This window comes from Kosakonia sp. MH5 (genome assembly GCF_009935945.1).
Taxonomy (GTDB): domain Bacteria; phylum Pseudomonadota; class Gammaproteobacteria; order Enterobacterales; family Enterobacteriaceae; genus Kosakonia; species Kosakonia radicincitans.
Map to the genome: position 1 here is coordinate 26,189 of NZ_QODH01000018.1, position 16,235 is coordinate 42,423.

At 53.8% G+C, this 16,235-nt stretch carries 14 protein-coding genes; 4 read left to right on the plus strand and 10 right to left on the minus strand.

All coding sequences use genetic code 11. The annotated features are described in order from the left end of the window. The first annotated feature begins 26 nt into the window (after nucleotides 1-26). Nucleotides 27-938 carry a LysR substrate-binding domain-containing protein gene (locus DK872_RS26075; RefSeq protein WP_161519053.1) on the plus strand — a complete coding sequence of 304 codons (912 nt, stop codon included), beginning with the start codon at nucleotides 27-29 and terminating at the stop codon, nucleotides 936-938. A gap of 100 nt (nucleotides 939-1,038) precedes the next feature. Here the strand turns inward: DK872_RS26075 and DK872_RS26080 are convergent, their stop codons facing one another. From DK872_RS26080 to DK872_RS26105, 6 genes are read right to left on the minus strand one after another with little or no spacing between them, the layout of a single operon-like run. Beyond that, nucleotides 1,039-2,220, minus strand: coding sequence for a type III PLP-dependent enzyme (locus DK872_RS26080; protein ID WP_007372895.1), 1,182 nt, complete (start codon nucleotides 2,218-2,220; stop codon nucleotides 1,039-1,041). Continuing rightward, on the minus strand, nucleotides 2,217-3,974 hold the full coding sequence (locus DK872_RS26085; protein ID WP_161519047.1) for an IucA/IucC family siderophore biosynthesis protein: 1,758 nt from the start codon (nucleotides 3,972-3,974) through the stop codon (nucleotides 2,217-2,219). Before DK872_RS26085 ends, DK872_RS26080 begins: the two co-directional genes overlap by 4 nt. Further along, nucleotides 3,949-5,106, minus strand: coding sequence for an MFS transporter (locus DK872_RS26090; protein ID WP_161519048.1), 1,158 nt, complete (start codon nucleotides 5,104-5,106; stop codon nucleotides 3,949-3,951). The genes DK872_RS26085 and DK872_RS26090 overlap by 26 nt, the downstream gene beginning before the upstream one ends. Further along, the gene (locus DK872_RS26095) at nucleotides 5,106-6,818 is read right to left on the minus strand and encodes an IucA/IucC family protein (protein ID WP_161519049.1); all 1,713 of its coding nucleotides are present in this window, start codon (nucleotides 6,816-6,818) and stop codon (nucleotides 5,106-5,108) included. The genes DK872_RS26090 and DK872_RS26095 overlap by 1 nt, the downstream gene beginning before the upstream one ends. Further along, nucleotides 6,818-7,984, minus strand: a complete 1,167-nt coding sequence (locus DK872_RS26100) for a siderophore biosynthesis protein PvsA (protein ID WP_161519050.1) — start codon at nucleotides 7,982-7,984, stop codon at nucleotides 6,818-6,820. Before DK872_RS26100 ends, DK872_RS26095 begins: the two co-directional genes overlap by 1 nt. Nucleotides 7,985-8,017: 33 nt before the next feature. After that, entirely contained in the window at nucleotides 8,018-8,785 is a 768-nt protein-coding gene (locus DK872_RS26105) for an HpcH/HpaI aldolase/citrate lyase family protein (protein ID WP_035889929.1), read from the minus strand. Between the two features lie 271 nt (nucleotides 8,786-9,056). On the opposite strand from DK872_RS26105, the gene DK872_RS26110 reads away from it, so the two are divergent. Next, entirely contained in the window at nucleotides 9,057-10,175 is a 1,119-nt protein-coding gene (locus DK872_RS26110; protein ID WP_079517008.1) for an ABC transporter substrate-binding protein, read from the plus strand. 40 nt (nucleotides 10,176-10,215) lie between these two features. Here the strand turns inward: DK872_RS26110 and DK872_RS26115 are convergent, their stop codons facing one another. Together DK872_RS26115 and DK872_RS26120 are read right to left on the minus strand one after the other, a co-directional pair. Further along, nucleotides 10,216-12,282 carry a TonB-dependent siderophore receptor gene (locus DK872_RS26115; RefSeq protein WP_071920129.1) on the minus strand — a complete coding sequence of 689 codons (2,067 nt, stop codon included), beginning with the start codon at nucleotides 12,280-12,282 and terminating at the stop codon, nucleotides 10,216-10,218. 420 nt (nucleotides 12,283-12,702) lie between these two features. Continuing rightward, nucleotides 12,703-13,593 (minus strand): LysR substrate-binding domain-containing protein, encoded by an 891-nt coding sequence (locus tag DK872_RS26120; RefSeq protein ID WP_035889934.1) that lies wholly within the window; start codon nucleotides 13,591-13,593, stop codon nucleotides 12,703-12,705. A gap of 301 nt (nucleotides 13,594-13,894) precedes the next feature. Here DK872_RS26120 and DK872_RS26125 point away from each other — a divergent pair, with 301 nt between their 5' ends. Next, the gene (locus tag DK872_RS26125; protein WP_090398119.1) at nucleotides 13,895-14,500 is read left to right on the plus strand and encodes a glutathione S-transferase family protein; all 606 of its coding nucleotides are present in this window, start codon (nucleotides 13,895-13,897) and stop codon (nucleotides 14,498-14,500) included. Between the two features lie 89 nt (nucleotides 14,501-14,589). Here the strand turns inward: DK872_RS26125 and DK872_RS26130 are convergent, their stop codons facing one another. Beyond that, a complete protein-coding gene (locus tag DK872_RS26130) occupies nucleotides 14,590-15,369 on the minus strand; it encodes an SDR family oxidoreductase (RefSeq protein WP_161519051.1) in 780 nt (259 codons plus the stop codon). Next, a complete protein-coding gene (locus tag DK872_RS26135) occupies nucleotides 15,369-15,695 on the minus strand; it encodes a nuclear transport factor 2 family protein (protein WP_161519052.1) in 327 nt (108 codons plus the stop codon). The genes DK872_RS26130 and DK872_RS26135 overlap by 1 nt, the downstream gene beginning before the upstream one ends. A gap of 90 nt (nucleotides 15,696-15,785) precedes the next feature. Between DK872_RS26135 and DK872_RS26140 the strand changes: the two genes are divergently transcribed. Further along, nucleotides 15,786-16,112 (plus strand): helix-turn-helix domain-containing protein, encoded by a 327-nt coding sequence (locus tag DK872_RS26140; protein WP_071921819.1) that lies wholly within the window; start codon nucleotides 15,786-15,788, stop codon nucleotides 16,110-16,112. The last annotated feature ends 123 nt before the right edge of the window (nucleotides 16,113-16,235 follow it).

The window sequence follows — 16,235 nt, forward strand, 5'->3', positions numbered from 1 at the left end:
TATCAGCACAGAGGAAAGGCTCTTTTATGCGCAGAAAAATACCCAGCAGCACTTCTCTGCAGGCTTTTGATGCCGCCGCAAGGCACGGCAGTTTTGCCCGCGCCGCAGAAGAACTCTCCCTGACGGAAGGGGCTATTAGCCGTCAGATTGCACGCCTTGAATCGTTGCTGAACTGCAGGCTGTTTGATCGTACGGGAAGCCGCGTAAAGCTTAATCCTGCAGGCGCACGCTATGCGCGTCATGTCCACGAAACGCTGGCGCGGCTCGAAAGGGATACCCAATACATCATGGGCTTGCCAGAGGGGAATAAGAGTCTGGATATTGCCGTCCTGCCGACCTTTTCCAGCCGATGGCTGATCCCGCGCCTGGGCAGCTTCAGATCATTGCATCCGGACATAACGTTAAATATTGCGGCCAGTACCGACCCTTTTATTCTGAGCGGAAGTGGCTTTGACGCTGTGATCCATTTTGAACATCCCGCATGGACCGGCATGCGCATGCAGTTTCTGTTTCAGGAAAAGCTGGTTCCGGTGTGCCACCCCGCGCTGCTGGTGCAAGGTGACGTTGAGGAACAGTTAAACGCGCTGCCACGGATTCACCGACGGCAGAATCCGGACGCGTGGCATCTCTATGCCCGAGAAAGTCACATAAACCTGGATAATCCAGGGCTGGGAGTGCGCTACGACCTGCATGAAATGGCCATCGCAGCCGTTATGGCAGGGCAAGGCGTGGCAATGGTGCCGCGTATGTATATCGAAAATGAATTGAGGCGCGGTCTGCTTGTTTCACCCTGGCCAGAATCCGCCAGCCTGAGCAAAACATTCTGTTTGATCAAGCCGACGGAAACCGGAATGAATGAAGCGGCATTAGCGGATTTTGAACGCTGGCTGCTTGCTGAAATCACTCCCGTCGCAGGAGCATTGCAGCAAGAGGCTTAACGTTCATCATCGCCCTCTCAACACTGCCATCGCTAAAATAAGGGCGGCCTGACTCTTTTTCAGCGGGCCGCCTGTCGTGTCAGAAGGTAAACCGTTTTCTTCAGTTTTCGAGCCAAATAAACTCAGGTGGGGAATGCATCAGGAAGTTCTGGTGCGATATGTTCCAGGCGTAAGCGCCCGCCAGGCTGAACACCAGCCAGTCACCCGGTGCCAGCGCGGCAACGGGCTGCTGGCGCGCCAGTACATCTTTTGGCGTACAGAGTTGCCCGACCAGCGTCACACGTTCATCTTTTATCCATTCAGCGTTTTGTTCACGTCGCAATATGCTGAACGGGTGGTTATGGCTTTGCGCCGCCGGGGTGCGAAAATGGTGCGTTCCCCCGTGACCAATCGCAAACCATTCGCCGAGATTCTTTTTGACGTCCAGCACTTCCATGACGTAATAACCGCAGGCAGCGGCAATGAAACGACCACACTCAAAGCGCAGCGTCCAGCCTTGCGCCTGGCTGAATTGCGTCACGTCTGGCAGGCGCTGGCAAAAAGATGTCCAGTCAAAGTGATGCTGCGGTTCAAGGTAGTTAATACCGATACCACCACCGACGTTAATCAAGTCAATGTTCAGCGACCAGCGATCGCACCAGCTGCGAACCTTGTCCAGATACAGACGGATCAACGCCAGATGGTTATCCACATCCAGTTGGTGAGACATCAGATGGAAGTGAAAACCGCGCAGATTGATTTGCGGAGAGCTGGCGATTTCGCGTAATGCCGCGGGCAGATCATGCTCATCGAGACCAAAAGGCGTCGGTTTGCCTCCCATCATCAGACGCGTACCGCCGATCCCCTCCAGCGCAATGTTCATCCGCAACAGTACGGAGACCGTTCGATTCTCATCAAGCGCGATAGCCTGTAAACGACGCAGCTCGGTTAAACTCTCCACGTGTAAAACGTCCACGCCGAGCTGCACCGCCTGGCGCAGTTCACTCTGCAGCTTGCCGGGGCCGCCGAAAATCAGCGGCTTGCCAGCCACCTGCTCACGTAACCAGTTGAGTTCGCCACCGGATGCCGCTTCAAAGCCATCAACGTATTCGCATAATGTACGAAGTATGGGGGCTTCAGGATTCGCCTTTGCGGCGTAAAACAGTTCACAACCTGCTGGCAATGCATGACACATGCTGCGGATATGCTGGCGTAGTGCAACGAGATCATACACATAAGCGCAAAACGGCTCTGAGCGCTGTTGCTGCAACTGTTGCAGCGCCTCTCTGACTTTCGGCGTCATTGCGCGCTCCTCATTGGGTGTTGCAGCAGGGTGTAATCCGCGTGTTTATCCGCTTTGCGCAGCAGGCGGGTTTTCAGATTGTTTTTTGACGGGATAGCGCCGCCTTCGAGGATCGCAGCGATTTCCGGCTGATGCCGCCAACGGCCAAGTTGCGCCGCCAGTAAATCCCACAATTGCTGTTCCATTACCTGATCGTCATCGGCGAGGCGGAACAGCACTTCCGACAGGTGATTGATCAGCAGGCAATAGGCGACGCGACGCCAGCCCTGTTCACGGCTGTACCAGACGGACTCTCTGGCACGTCCGGACATCATCGCCAAATCGGAGGCTGACCAGCGCTCGGTGGTGAGTTTTGTGCCTTCCAGATCGCGTACCCACAGTTGCGTCGGCAGATGATTTTCAATGGAAACCAGAACGTTTTGCAGGTGTGGCTCAAACACCATTCCTTCCGTGAAGAACGCCTCCAGCACACCAGGGAGTAGCACCGAAAGATACCTGTCGAGCCACAATAAATTCGCCTGCTGTAGAGAAAGCCCCTGCGCGGCGCTCAACTGCTGAATTTGCAGGTGAAGAGGGCTGTGGCCCAGGTGGTCGAGTGCAAACAGCGATGCCGCCAGCCAGGGCTGTTGATCGGTGAGATTCTCACGATAAAGAATGCCGAAACACTCTTGTAAATGGCGCACTTCTTCCGCTTCGTCTGCTTGCGCCAGCGCGGAGAAATCAAGGCTGCTGGCGGCTGGCTCGCGCATGATATGAAAGCCAGGCACCGTGCTTTCCAGGCGCGCAAAACGTTCCTCAAGTAGCGTATTCAGCGCAACTGCGCTTTCCAGTTCATACCAGGCATTCTTGCGGACACAGTTGGTGAGCCGCACATGAATGGAGCATTTAAGGTAATAGGGCAGATCGGCGCGATACAACGTACGCACCGATGATGTCGCCGCGAATTCTGCACCCGTAAGCCCAAGCGGCGTGATGAGCCCACGGCTAACGGCACGCGCATAAAGCGGCGACTGCATGATGTGGCGAACCTCCCATGGATGGCAAGGATAGCAGTGCTCGCCATGGAGCTTATCCAGCATTGCCTTAACTGGCGCACTGCCCCGAACCTGTAACAGCGAGGGATGAATGCGGAACCAGAACAGCGGGAAGCGCGCTGCGACTTCGGGCGAGCAAGCCAGTAGCGCCTCTGGCGTCACACCCTGACGGCTTTTCGGGCTCGGATGCATCGGATGGCCCCAAAGCAGACGCTCTTCGCTTTGAATGTAGCTATGCTCACTGGCCTGCTTTGGCAGATGCTGCAGGAAAGAGGCCGTCACCTGGACGCTGTTTTCAATTTGATCCAGCAGTTCTGAATCGGGTAATTGCCCGGTCTGCCGCACCATATCATTGACCAGCAGCGCCATTGCTTCACTACAACGGACGGCCCGCCACGGGCGACCAAACTCTTTCACAAACGGAGTACCGATAAAGTCGCCGCGATCCAATAAACTCCAGCGGGTAGCCCGGATGGCGAGTAACGTGCTGTCATCCTCTCCCATTTGCAGCAAAATCACTTTGCCCGAAACCATACGGCTGGCTAGCGACAACGGAATATTGCCCTGGCGCACCTGTTTAACGCGTCCCGCCGGGCGGGCGAATTCGCGAATATAGCAGTTCAGCAGTGCTGTCAGCCCGGCAAATTCCGCCTGCTCCCTTTCCGGGGTGACTTTTACTGTCAGCAGTGGGTTTTCACGAACGGCGAGTGATACGGACATAACCTGATCCTCGTAAAGGGGAAATAACAAAGAGTAAGACGGCGCCAGAAGCCGCCGCCGCTGAAGCCAGGAAAGGCGCCTGTAATGACACATGCGAAACCAACCAGCCCGCACCAATACCGGCAGCCACTCCAGCCCACTTGCCAGCGGCATCGATCTGCCCGAACTGTTTTCCGGCGCTGTGTTGGCGAATGGTGTCGCTTAGCATCTGATTGGCGCCGCTGTAAGCCAGCAGCATGCCGCAACCAAACAGCGTGCGAGCCGCCAGCAGCGATGACGCTCCGGTTAATTGGCTGTGCCACCATGCCGCTATCGCAATCAGCGCCATGCCTGGCACAAAATAAAGGCTGCGTCCCGCCAGACGGTGCCAGAGTGGCAAAAGCAGCAGATAGATCAGATGCGGCCAGCTATAGAACGTACCGATCAGCACTTCCGTAGGTAGCCAGTGTGCGGCATAGGGCAGGAAGTAGGGGAACGTCACCACCATGGCGAAGTTGAACAGGAACTGCATCGCCCACAGATAATGAAACGTGGATTGGATGCCGTTGTTCTGCACTGCACGGTGTGTCGGCTCAATGGTCGGATCGGCGGGCAGCCGCAGGCTAAGCAGCAAGCCGCACAGCGATAACATTGCCAGCCCCAGCCACAGACGCTGCCCAATATCGGGTAGCCACATCAGGATCCCGCCTATTAGTGGCGGTGCGCTCAGCAGCGCCAACCGGGCGGATGATTGCGTCCAGTTAAGGGCTTTCGCCAGTTGTTCACCGCGCAGATGCGTGGAAAGATAGCCATTCGCCGCAGCCAGGGTTCCTCCCGCTATGCCCTGCAACGCGAGTGCGACGATCAACCAGGGTAACGAGGGCGATACGCCGGCCAGTAAAAATGCGCATGTCAGCCCGAACAAGGCCCGCTGCAGCGACAACCGCCGCCCGTAGCGATCGGCAAACCGTCCCCACCATGCGGCAGAAATTGCCGTCATCACTGAAGGCAGGCTGAACAGCACGCCTGCCCACAGGCTGCGTTCAGCGATGCCAAATGAAACCAGCAGCCGTGGCAGATAGAGCGGTACGCCAAGTACGGTAAACGCGGCCAGGAAGTGGCAGGCCAGAACCACCTGCAACGTACTGCGCATTAGCGTTTTTCCCGCAGCAGGAAATTCGGCCCACTCTGGCCGTAGAATTTGTTGATATCTGCAGCGCCGGACGCCTGTTTGCTTAACAGACTGCCGCTCAGCAACAGGTATTTCACTGGCTGCGTGGGGGAGACAAACAACTGCTGTCGTGCAAAGGCGGTGTCGACGCCTTCACTCTCCAGACGCGCCAGACTCTGCTCAAGCGCATGTCGTAACGTTTGATAACCCGCTTCACGATCGAGCAGTGCGTCTGCGGTCAGACTTTCCAGCACCGCTGCCAGGCAGAGTTGCAGGGTGATGGTGATAAACATCTGTGCCAGCGCGGCTTCATCAGACACACAAATGCGCGGATCGCGCAGTGTGATGAGGCGCTCTGCCAGGTGCGGGCAGGCGGCTTTAAAACGCTCAGGCAGAATGCGCGCCGCATCGTTGTCTTTCATCACCAGTGTCAGGGCTTCATTTGGCGTAAGGCTCAGCACGGCATTCTGCTGATTGGATTCGAGGGCAATGCCGTAGCGTAACCACAGCGTCAGGTGAACATCCGCCATCAACTGGCAGTAATCACGCCACCACTCCGCGACGTCTGGCATACCGGGTTGTTCAAGCAGAGAAGAGAGATAATAACGACCGTCCGGCAGTTTGCTGCCAAGTGCCGCAACCGGTAATAGCGTTTCACCGGTGCGGGGCGCTGCGTAGCGCCGCAACAGAAAGGCTAACTGTTTATTCTCCGCAACATGGCCACAAAAACGCTCATCGACATGGCGATATTTGCCGCGCAGCAGGTTGTCCTGTTCACCCAGCATGGTCAGCACTTCAGCGAACCACTGGCCGTCATACAGTGTTGAGGGTTTGATCAGGCGGATATTTTTCTGCCCCAGTGTGCGCATGCTGAGCGGCACTTTGAGATGTTGATCCGGGTAGTCCGCTAACTGCACGGTACGTACTGATAAGGTGGGGTAGACATCGAGCCAGGCATCAGGCGCGATTACCGCTCCCTCGGGAAGGTCATGCAATTGGCTCAACGTAAGAGGATGCACAGGGATCAATGCATGCCGGGCGAAGTGCTGTGGATCCAGGCCTACCTGTGACGGCAATGGCCACCAGTCCGGTCTGGCTTCCGGTACCGTAAGGGTTAATTGCTGGTGGGGTAAAGCCAGCCAGCGCAGACGAAACGGCTGGCAAAACTCTGGCGCGTACTGGCGCAGGTCGGCTTCGCTAAAACCAAATTTAGCGCGCGCCGTAGGGTAGTAAGGATGATCAAGGAAGCTTGCCAGTTGATCGGCATGACGCAGGCGCTCACCCCAGTTCATCTCATGCGGTGAACGTAACAGTGATGCGCGCTGTTGTGTAAAAGCGAGGGCACAGAGTTCGCCTTGTGCCACGGCACTGTCGGCTTCCTCTTTATAGGTAGCAAAGAGCTCTCGCGTTTCTGGTTGCTGATCCGGCATTAACGCCGCCAGCCAGTTAGCATAGCCAGACTGCGAGTGCCATCCTTGCGCGGTTTTTATCTGCCATTCAGGGGATACCGCCCGCCATGGCTGCATGTAATCACAGGCATCCACCTGCAGGCGCAATGTCTGACTGGCCGACTGCCAGGTAAGCCACTGATGCTGAGAATTCTGTGTAATCTGCCCCTGGCTTATCAAACCACTGACGTTTTCGCGCAGGCAGGCGTTTATGATACGCAGCGTAATGTAGTCATGCTGATTCATCAGACAATCTCCCACTTTAGCGCGGCGAGAGTGCGGTTCGTGAGCTGTTTTAGCTGCGTGTCATCGCTGGCTTCAAGGTACAGCACGCCGAGGTAATCTTTATTCGAGTGGGTGAGTTCGATGCGATCGCCAGTGGATTTCAGTGGACGGTAGTGCAGACCCGGCGCGCTGAGCGGTTGAGGTGCGCTCTGCAATGTGCCACTGCGATCGGCGACGAGATAGTGGATGAGTGCTTCACCCTGTTCCGTTTTTATCGGCGGCAGCGGTTCGCCAAGATGCAGGCGCAGGATCGGCGTGAACCACCCCTCCGGCAGCAGGCGGTCCAGCAGAAATTCGCGGCCATCGCCAATACTGCGGTAATTGATTTCAACTAAGACGGGGCCATTATCCGTAACGATAAATTCGCTGTGGCAAGCGCCAAACCCCACGCCAAACTCACGCAACTGCGCCAGCGCCTGCTGCTTCCAGCGTGTGCTATGTTCACCGGCCCAACGCGCACTCATCTCCACAAAGTGCGGCGGCGCGGAGAGTTCGACATCGAAACCGCCAATTGCCACCAGCTCATTGCCATCGCCGAGAGTTTCCAGCGTAAACAGCGGTCCTTGCATAAACGCTTCAACCAGCAATGTCTGGCGGACAGGCAGGGAGTCAAGGTAGTGCTGGCAACGCGTGAGATCCTCAATAAGCCGTACATCCATAGACGCCACGCCCTGGCCTGGCTTGATCACGACTGGCCACGGCCAGTCAGCGGCCGGTGATGTATCAGGAAGGAGTTGAGCAGACCAGACTGAAGGTTGCCCGAGTGCTTTCAGGCGCTGGCGCATGCGCCATTTCTCTTTCGCGGCGTAGCAAATTTGCCAGTTCTTGGCGGGCAGACCAAGTGCAGTGGCGGCAATAGCCGTTGCCGTTTGCAAGTGATCGCTATTGGAGAACAGCGCAGCAGGCGTGATCCCCCATTCGGTGAGCGTGTCGAGAATGGACAGTGGGTTAAATACTTCGCATTCGATAACCGTAACGCTGTCATCCACCTTGCTGTTATGCGCCATCGCGTGATCGGTAAGCAGGATCACCGAATAGCCCAGGCGTTGCGCTGCGGGAATAAAACCTTCTGTCACGGCCGCGTTAACAACGTGACTGATGATCACATAGGGCTTTTGGTTGAACATGTGTATACCTGTTTGGGTGTTGAGTAGGAAAGGTTAAAGAGACTGAACGTCAGTAAGCCGTTGCTTTAGCGCCCGAAACAAAAAACCGCGATCTTCGCCGCACAGCCAGCTGTCCACGCCCTGGCGTTGCCAGTATTGCTGCTGTTCTGCGGTGCGGGGGTTGGCGCAAAAAGATTTCCCTGCGGCTGCGCAACGTGTAGCCAGTTGGCGAATAAGCGCTTCAACCTCAGGATGCGTAGGCTGCGGGCCAAGTTGCATGCTCATTGCCAGGTCAAGCGCACCTTCCATAACCATCGTGACCTGAGGGATAAGCAATATGGCGTCAATAGCCTCAATGCCGGGCGGCGTTTCAATCATGGGTACCAGCCATAACTTCTCATTGACCTGGCGGATATAATCCTCAAGGGGCAAAGTACCAAAGCCGGTTACGCTGCCGCCGGTGATACCTCGTGTTCCAATGGGGGGAAAGAACATCGCATTTTTCAGGGCGTTAACCTGTTCCGCACTTTCCGCCCGTGATAGTACAATCCCGCCAGCTCCCATATCGAGCAGGCGTCCGGCACGCGGAATATCGTCACAGGTGAGGCGTATCAATGGGGTGCAGTGGTTGAGTTGTGCCAGTTGAATACAGTGGCTAAGAAGCGTTTCGTTATGGGGAAGATGTTCCAGATCGAGTATCACGAAGTCATACCCGGCAATGGCAATCATCTCAACAAGAGTTGGGTGGGGAACGGAGTTCAGAATGCCAAATAGCCCATTGCTGGACCTGCGGCGTTCCCCTGGTAGTGCAAGCGAGATCATATAACTAGTCCATGTTGGTAATGCTTATCATTTACATTATCATTACTAATGAACTAGCGCTTTTCAAAAGATTTAAACAAGATCATTAAATAAATTCACTAAGTGATAGTTGCTGAATCGAAGTAGTCTGATTGCGGTTTTGTTGTAACTTTTTGATATATATCTAATCTTTGATAAAAGGCTGTTTGGGGTTGCCATATTGATGGCAGCAAAAATTAAAAACACTTATGTGTGGTTTAGTCAGCGCAAGCTCAGTAAGGAAATCGCCAGAATGAAAGGCCAGTGGCTTATTATTATATTTACCGCTTTAGTGTGGCCGTGGGCTGCACAGGCACAATCGGTTACGGTGACCGATCTTGCCGGTCGCCAGGTCACGCTTAACGCACCCGCAACGCGCATCATTCTCGCTGACAGCCGGATGTTGTTACCGATGAGCCTGCTGCATCCTGGCGATGCGCTTAAAGGGATTGTCGGATGGGATGATTCGCTGCAAACCCGGGCGCCGGATATGGGGCGTTTTTTTACCCGGCATTATCCAGCGCTGCCTTCCATACCGGTATTTATTAACCCTTACCGGAGCAGCTTTAACGTTGAGCAAGCCGCGATGCTAAAACCGGATCTGATTGTTTTCGATACGGGGATCCTGAAGAAGCTCGAAAGTGAAGGGACGCTGGCATTACTGGAGAAAAGCGGAATTCCGGTGGTGTTTATCGATTTTCGCCAGCAACCCTTAACCCATACACCGGAGAGTATGCGGTTATTGGGGGAGGTGACTGCCGAACAGCAGAATGCCGGGCGTTTCATTCAGCGTTGGAATCAATTGTTGGATCGTACCCGCCAGCGAGTGGCAACAATCCCCCGCGAAGCGTGGCCTGGCGTTGTGTTTGAAAACCATGCCGGTATGACGGGCATGAACTGTTGTACCGTATTTGGTCGCGACAGTTTTGGCCAGTTCATTCCTGAAGCCGGTGGCCGCAATCTGATGGCGGACAAAGTTCCCCCTCAGGGAGCCGATATTAGCGCCGAATTGCTGATTGCGGTGCGCCCCGACATTTATTTAATGAGTGGCGCCGACTGGAGCCAGCGCGGGAGTTCTTCGCTGGCAGTGCCGCTGGGATATGAAGCCAGCCGCGCCAGTACTTTACCGAAGCTGCAGAAGCTGATGCAGCGAGAAGGGGTGAGTGTATTGCCCGTGGCGAAGGGCAAGCAGGTAATGGCCATCTATCACCAATTCTACGACAGCCCTTTCAACGTAGTAGCACTGGAAGCCATGGCTAAACTTTTCCATCCTCAGCAGTTTGACGATGTCGATCCGCAGGCCGATTTAGCATCGTTATACCGCGACTTTGTCGGCATTCCATACAGCGGGTTGTTTTACGTCCAGCCTTAATGAAAGAAGCCCGTTCAACGTGACGGGCTTCTTTTGGCTATCAGAACTTCAGGCTAACGCCCGCAGTGACTGAACGTCCCGGCGCTGGCTGACGTCCCCACGGGCTGGTATCAATACCGCGGAACCAGTAGTCGCGATTAAAGATATTGTTAATTCCGACATAGCCGTTCAGCACGGTACTGCCTGACTTAAACAGATCGCGGCTCACTTGAGCATTCCATACCCAGTAAGACGGCATTTGACCAACGGAACCGGTGCTGTTCTCCGAAACGGTATTCGCTGCATCCGAATAGGATTTACTAAAGTAGTAGCCTGCCAGTGAGAAGGTGGTTTCACGCCAGTCATAGCTTCCATCCAACGTCAGCTGCGTGCGCGAGGCATACGGCACTTCCTTACCACGGTTCACGCCGTTACGCTGTTCAGCCTGCAGGTAAGCATATCCTGCATGCAATTTGAGGCCTTCAATGGCTTGCGGGCTCCAGAACCCTTCCAGCTCAACGCCCTGATGGCGGGTGCGTCCGATGTTGAGATAGCTATCGGATACGCTGTCGTAGGAGATCTGGTCTTTATAATCAATGCGATACAGACCGGCATGAAGACTGACATTCTCGGTTGGTTTGTAACGTACGCCACTCTCATAGTTCCACGCCAGTTCAGAGCTGACGTCGCCGCCTTTGACGATTTGCGTAGCCTGTGCCGGACGCAGGCTTTTCTGCATGTCTGCATACAGGAACCACTGCGAGGTAAGCTGGTAACCTACCGTCAGGCCGGGAAGCCACTGCGTGTCCGGCGTGGAGGTGCGCTGGCCCGTTTTTTTATCGGTGTATTTTTCGCTGATGTTCTCATAGCGCATACCCGGCGTAATGGTCAGCGTGTCATTGAACAGTTTGACGGCATTGCTGATATAACCTGCCCAGGCATTATTATCAAAGTCCCAGTCACGCGTTACCGCTGTCACGCCTGTAGCCAGCGTGCGCTGACGTACCTGGTAATCGATTTTTTCACTGACAAAGCGCCCACCCACAATCCATTGCTGGTTCACATTATCGCCGTTGATATCCATGCTGATACGCGGTTCAGTCCCCCAGACCCTGAAACTACGCGGCGAGTTTTGCACGATATCGGCAGGTAAGGCCGGGTTGAAGTTTTGCCCGGCGACTTTACTCATGCCGACGTGGAAATCACGATCCGACTCATGACCAAAGAACATCCAGTTAAATTCTGCGTTATCAATAAAACCCAGTGAACCGAGTTGCTGGTTATAAACTGCGCTATAACGCTTGGTGTGACCGTCGTAATCATCCCATGGACGGGTGCTTTGACGGCGATCGCGATTATAGTCTGCGGTCGAAAGGGCACCCGCCAGATCGGCGTGTGCATCGTAGTATTGGTAGGAGAGATTTAAGGTTGTGTCTTCGTTGATATTCCACAGGCCGCGTACGCGGAAGTTCTGAACTTTGCTGTCGCTATGCTCGCGGAACGAGCTACCTTTTACCTGGTTAGCTTCGACCTGCAGCCCGAAGTCATCATTCAGCATGCCGCCGGTGCGAAGGTAGGTATCCCAAAGATTGTGTCCCTTACCGTAAAACGTGGCGCGCTCGGTAATCTCATTTTCCCATTTCAGCGGAATGGGTTTACTGATCAGATTGATGACGCCGCCAACGTTATTCGGGCCATATTGTACTGCCGCGCCACCGCGAACCACGTCAATGCGATCAATGGTCGAAAATGTTACAGGAAACAGCGACATACCTTCCTGGCCGTAAGGTGCCAGTACCAGTGGAATTCCGTCCTCAAGGATTTGTGCGCGGCCGCTGCGGCTGTCGTACAAGCCACGTACCGCAATTTGCGGAAGCACGCCTGTACCGGTTTCATCCTGAATCTTGACCCCAGGCACACGCTGTAACGCATCATCAAGAGTGCGATTGGCCCCTTTTTCCAATTGATCGTTGCTGATAACGGTGCGGCTACCGGCCCAGGTTTTCACTTCTTCTGCGCGTGAATCGCCAAGAATATTCCCTGACACCGTGATGGTTTGTTCTGCTGCATAACTGCATTTACCGGCCATGAGCATGGCCACTGCTGCGGCAATTTTTGTGCGTCTCATCGTCAACCCTGAATATTGGTAATTTATGGTAATGATTCTGATAAACATTATCATTATCAAACAAAACTTAATATTCCTGAATTGAACGTAAACCTATGTCAAGACAATAATATGGGTATTTTTCCGGGATAAAACATGAAAAAGCATGAGCAAAGGAATGCGGAAACCCAGAGAAGGCGCTGGCTGCAAGAGGGAAAAAGTAACCGGAATTGATGTCTGGCGTTAAAGTTCGAATTTTATGACGTTCATGTTTAATATTTTTGAATTAGTTACTGTGCCAACATGACGTTTATTACCACTGCCACGATAAAAGAGGGGAGTTATCCTGTTGTCGGTATGGTTTTGCCATTTCCAGAAGTACAGGGTGCCCGCAATAACGCGGTTATTTATGCTCCTCGCGCACAACCGCCGGTGAGCTCATTACTGCCGCTGTTTATTCCCGACTATTATTTCTTCCTCCAGCCAGGCAATAAAAAGAGCGACTTCCGGCTTTTTTTCTGCCAGTGGGGATGTCACAAGCCAGTAGTGCCAGGGATAAGGTGCGGTGACCGGAGTTATTTGTACCAGCTCTCCCCGTGAAATAGCGTCTTCAACCAGAGAGCGACGCTCCAGAGCAATGCCGGTTCCCCGTCGTACGGCTTCGATGACCAGGTTTGAATCATTAATGCGTAACCCGGCAGGCAGGATCTCTTTCTCCAGCCCTGCATTGAGGCACCAGCTTTTCCACGATTCCATCGAAAAAATAATGCTGCTCTTTGCCACCTCGTCTGGCGTACCAGGTAGCTTGCCATTGTTATAACCGGGTGCGGCGACGACAATAAGCTCATCAGAAAAAAGAAAGCGGCTTTCCATTCCTTCCCAGTCACCCTGACCCATACGAATCGCAATATCGATGCCTTCCTGTTGCAGGTTGGTCACCGTCAGACTGGCCTGCAGACGTAATGAGATATGGGGATATTTCTCGCGGAATCGCGAAAGGCGCGGCAATAACCAGTGACAGCCAAAAGAAGGCAATGTCGCCAGCGTCAGTTCTATTGCGCGCGGTTTCACCTGCACCAGCCTGGTGGCATCCGAGATACGGTTCAATGCTTCGCGTATTTGCAAAGCATAAAGCCTCCCTTCTTCATTAATCTGTACCCCGCGCCCGTGACGGATAAATAGCTTTATGCCTACCATGCCCTCCAGCGTTTTAATGTGTTGGCTAATAGCTGAATGCGTCATGTTCATCTCGTTCGCGGCCAACGTGACGCTGCCAAGGCGCGCAACCGCCTCGAAACTTCGCAGAGCGGAGATAGGTGGGTAATCCGACATAGGGCATTTTTCTTAACGTTGTTTAATACGTTAACGTTACTACCATATAAACCTTTTTTAAATCTGGATTTAATGGCGGGATAAATTAACTTAATGATTTAAAATGGATTAATTTTCATCGTTGCCTTTTCATCCTGCGAAAGTGGAATAACAGGTTAGAAATACTAACACCTGAGGTAAGGAATCCATGATATTCGCCCCTGCAGATTTACGATAATGTGTGCCTGCCTGCTTTGCCGAATCACCTGATGCTGACAGGTAATCGATTAACGACAGTTGTGTAGCACGAACAGGAATAACGATGAAACTCATTGGTATGATGGATTCGCCTTACGTAAGGCGTGTTGCGGTATCCCTGGAACTCTATGGTATTGAATTCAAAAGTATGCCGCTCTCGGTATTTAGTACATTTGAAGAGTTTTCCCGCATAAACCCGGTAGTCAAAGCTCCTACAGTCATTCTGGATAGCGGTTTGCAGTTGATGGATTCAACGCTCATTCTTTATTATTTTGAAGCCCTGTCCGGAGCAAATCACAAACTTTTACCCGCCAATACCGACGCGCTGGCAAAAGATCTGCAGATTTTGGGCGTTATTCTCGCAGCCTGCGAAAAAGCGGTGCAAAATATTTATGAGCACAAGCTCAGACCAGAAGAAAAACAACATCAGCCGTGGGTTGAGCGAATTACCCGGCAACTCCTCGCAGCATGCCGTGAATGGGATACTCTGCTTGAAGGCCGCGCTATAGCACCTCGCCCTGACCAGGTCGCGGTAACCAGTACGGTGGTGTGGTCGTTTATTCAGTTCATGATCGCTGGGGTGGTAGCGGTAGACAATTTTAAAAACATTCAGTCGCTTGCTGAATCATGTGAAGCCCTGCCAGCGTTTAAAAAATATCCCCTGGGTTAAAAGCGATGCTAATGAGCGGAGATTACGGTTATCCGATTTCCACAAGCGATCGCAATCGGCGCAAATGATGCGCCGATTGTGATACAGCGTTACACCGTCGGGATGGTGCCGCCATCGATGACATATTCGGTACCGGTGATGGCGGCTGCATGAGATGAGGCGAGGAAGGCAATGAGATTCGCCACCTCAATCGGCTTTGACGGACGCCCCAGCGGAATACCACCGAGTGCATTCATGATGATCTGTTTACCGCCTTCATAATCCGTTCCCGCCTGCTGCGCCAGCCGCTCCGCCAGTGCCACCGCCGCTTCGGTTTCGATCCAGCCGGGCGCAACGCGCACAACCCGAATTCCCTTTGGCGAAACCTCTTTCGACAGGCTTTTGCTGTATGCCGAGAGCGCCGCTTTGGCCGCTGCATAGCCGGTGGTCGATTCCGGCAACGGCAATTCGCGCTGAATAGAGGTGACGTGAATGATCACTCCGCTACCCTGTGCCAGCATTCCTGGCAACAGCGCACGATCTAAGCGTACCGCTGGCAACAGATTAAGGTTGAGTTCCTGCTGCCATTCCTCTTCGCCCAGCGCCGCAAAACCACCGGCGGGAGCGGTAGAACCGCCCACCACATGAATGATGGCGTCGACACCACCCAGGTGCGTCTGAACGGCTTGCGCTACTGAGGCGCACCCGTCGGCAGTGGTCAGGTCTGCCGCGACGAAGACATCGGCGAGACATTCCGCAGGAGCGTGGCGCGCCGTCGTTAACACCCTGGCGCCCAGCTGTTTTAATAACCCGACGACCGCTTTACCAACGCCTTTAGTGCCCGCCGTCACCACCACGCGCGTGCCCTGGAAATCAAGATCCCACGACATCAGACAATCTCCAGTGCGTTGATCTTGTCGCCGACCAGGCCGAAAGTATGTTTCAGCACTACCGGGCTGCCGGGAAAATTACCGGCGACGTTCGACGTGACGGTCACCCGGTCGCCGTCGATGAGAATCTGAACCGGCTCAACGCTGTAGTCAAACGCGGCCTGCGCGGCACGTTGCCATGCCTCGATCGCCGCATGTCCCTGATGGGTTTTACCTTCATCTTTCACGACGGCATCTGCGGTAAAGCAGTGCTTAACGTTGGCGATATCGCCACCATTGCTGATCGCGAAATAGGTAGAAATAGCGTGCGGTAGTGATAATGACATGGCTTTATACTCCCGTAATTTACAGTACGGGAATTTTCAACATAGACTGTGAAATTGACAAGTACGCACGAAAAAGTGAGTGACTATATTATGAGTAAGTTATATAGCCCGGAATCTGCTGCAAGCGGCGTGGAGCAAGTCCTGCGACTGCTGGAAGGGCGCTGGAAATTAATTATTCTTTTTCATCTCTTCGACGGAAAGGTGCAGCGCTATTCCGATTTCGAAAAACTGATCCCCGCTATTTCGCAGAAGATGCTGGCGCAGCAATTGCGACAGCTTGAAGCCGACGGAATCGTGTCGCGGACGGTATATCCCCAGGTGCCGCCGAAAGTGGAATATCGGCTCACTGAGTGGGGACAGGCGCTGTGCCCTGCTCTCGATGCAATGCTGAAGTGGGCAGAAAAACGCGAGGCTTAAGTATTAGCAGAACTTTTTTGTTGCTGAGCGAAAATCACGGATGCCTGCTTCACGCCCTGAGACATTCGACAAGCTTTTTATGGCTTCAGTAAGGGCGAGTTTCGCGCTTTGAGAGCCAGCAAA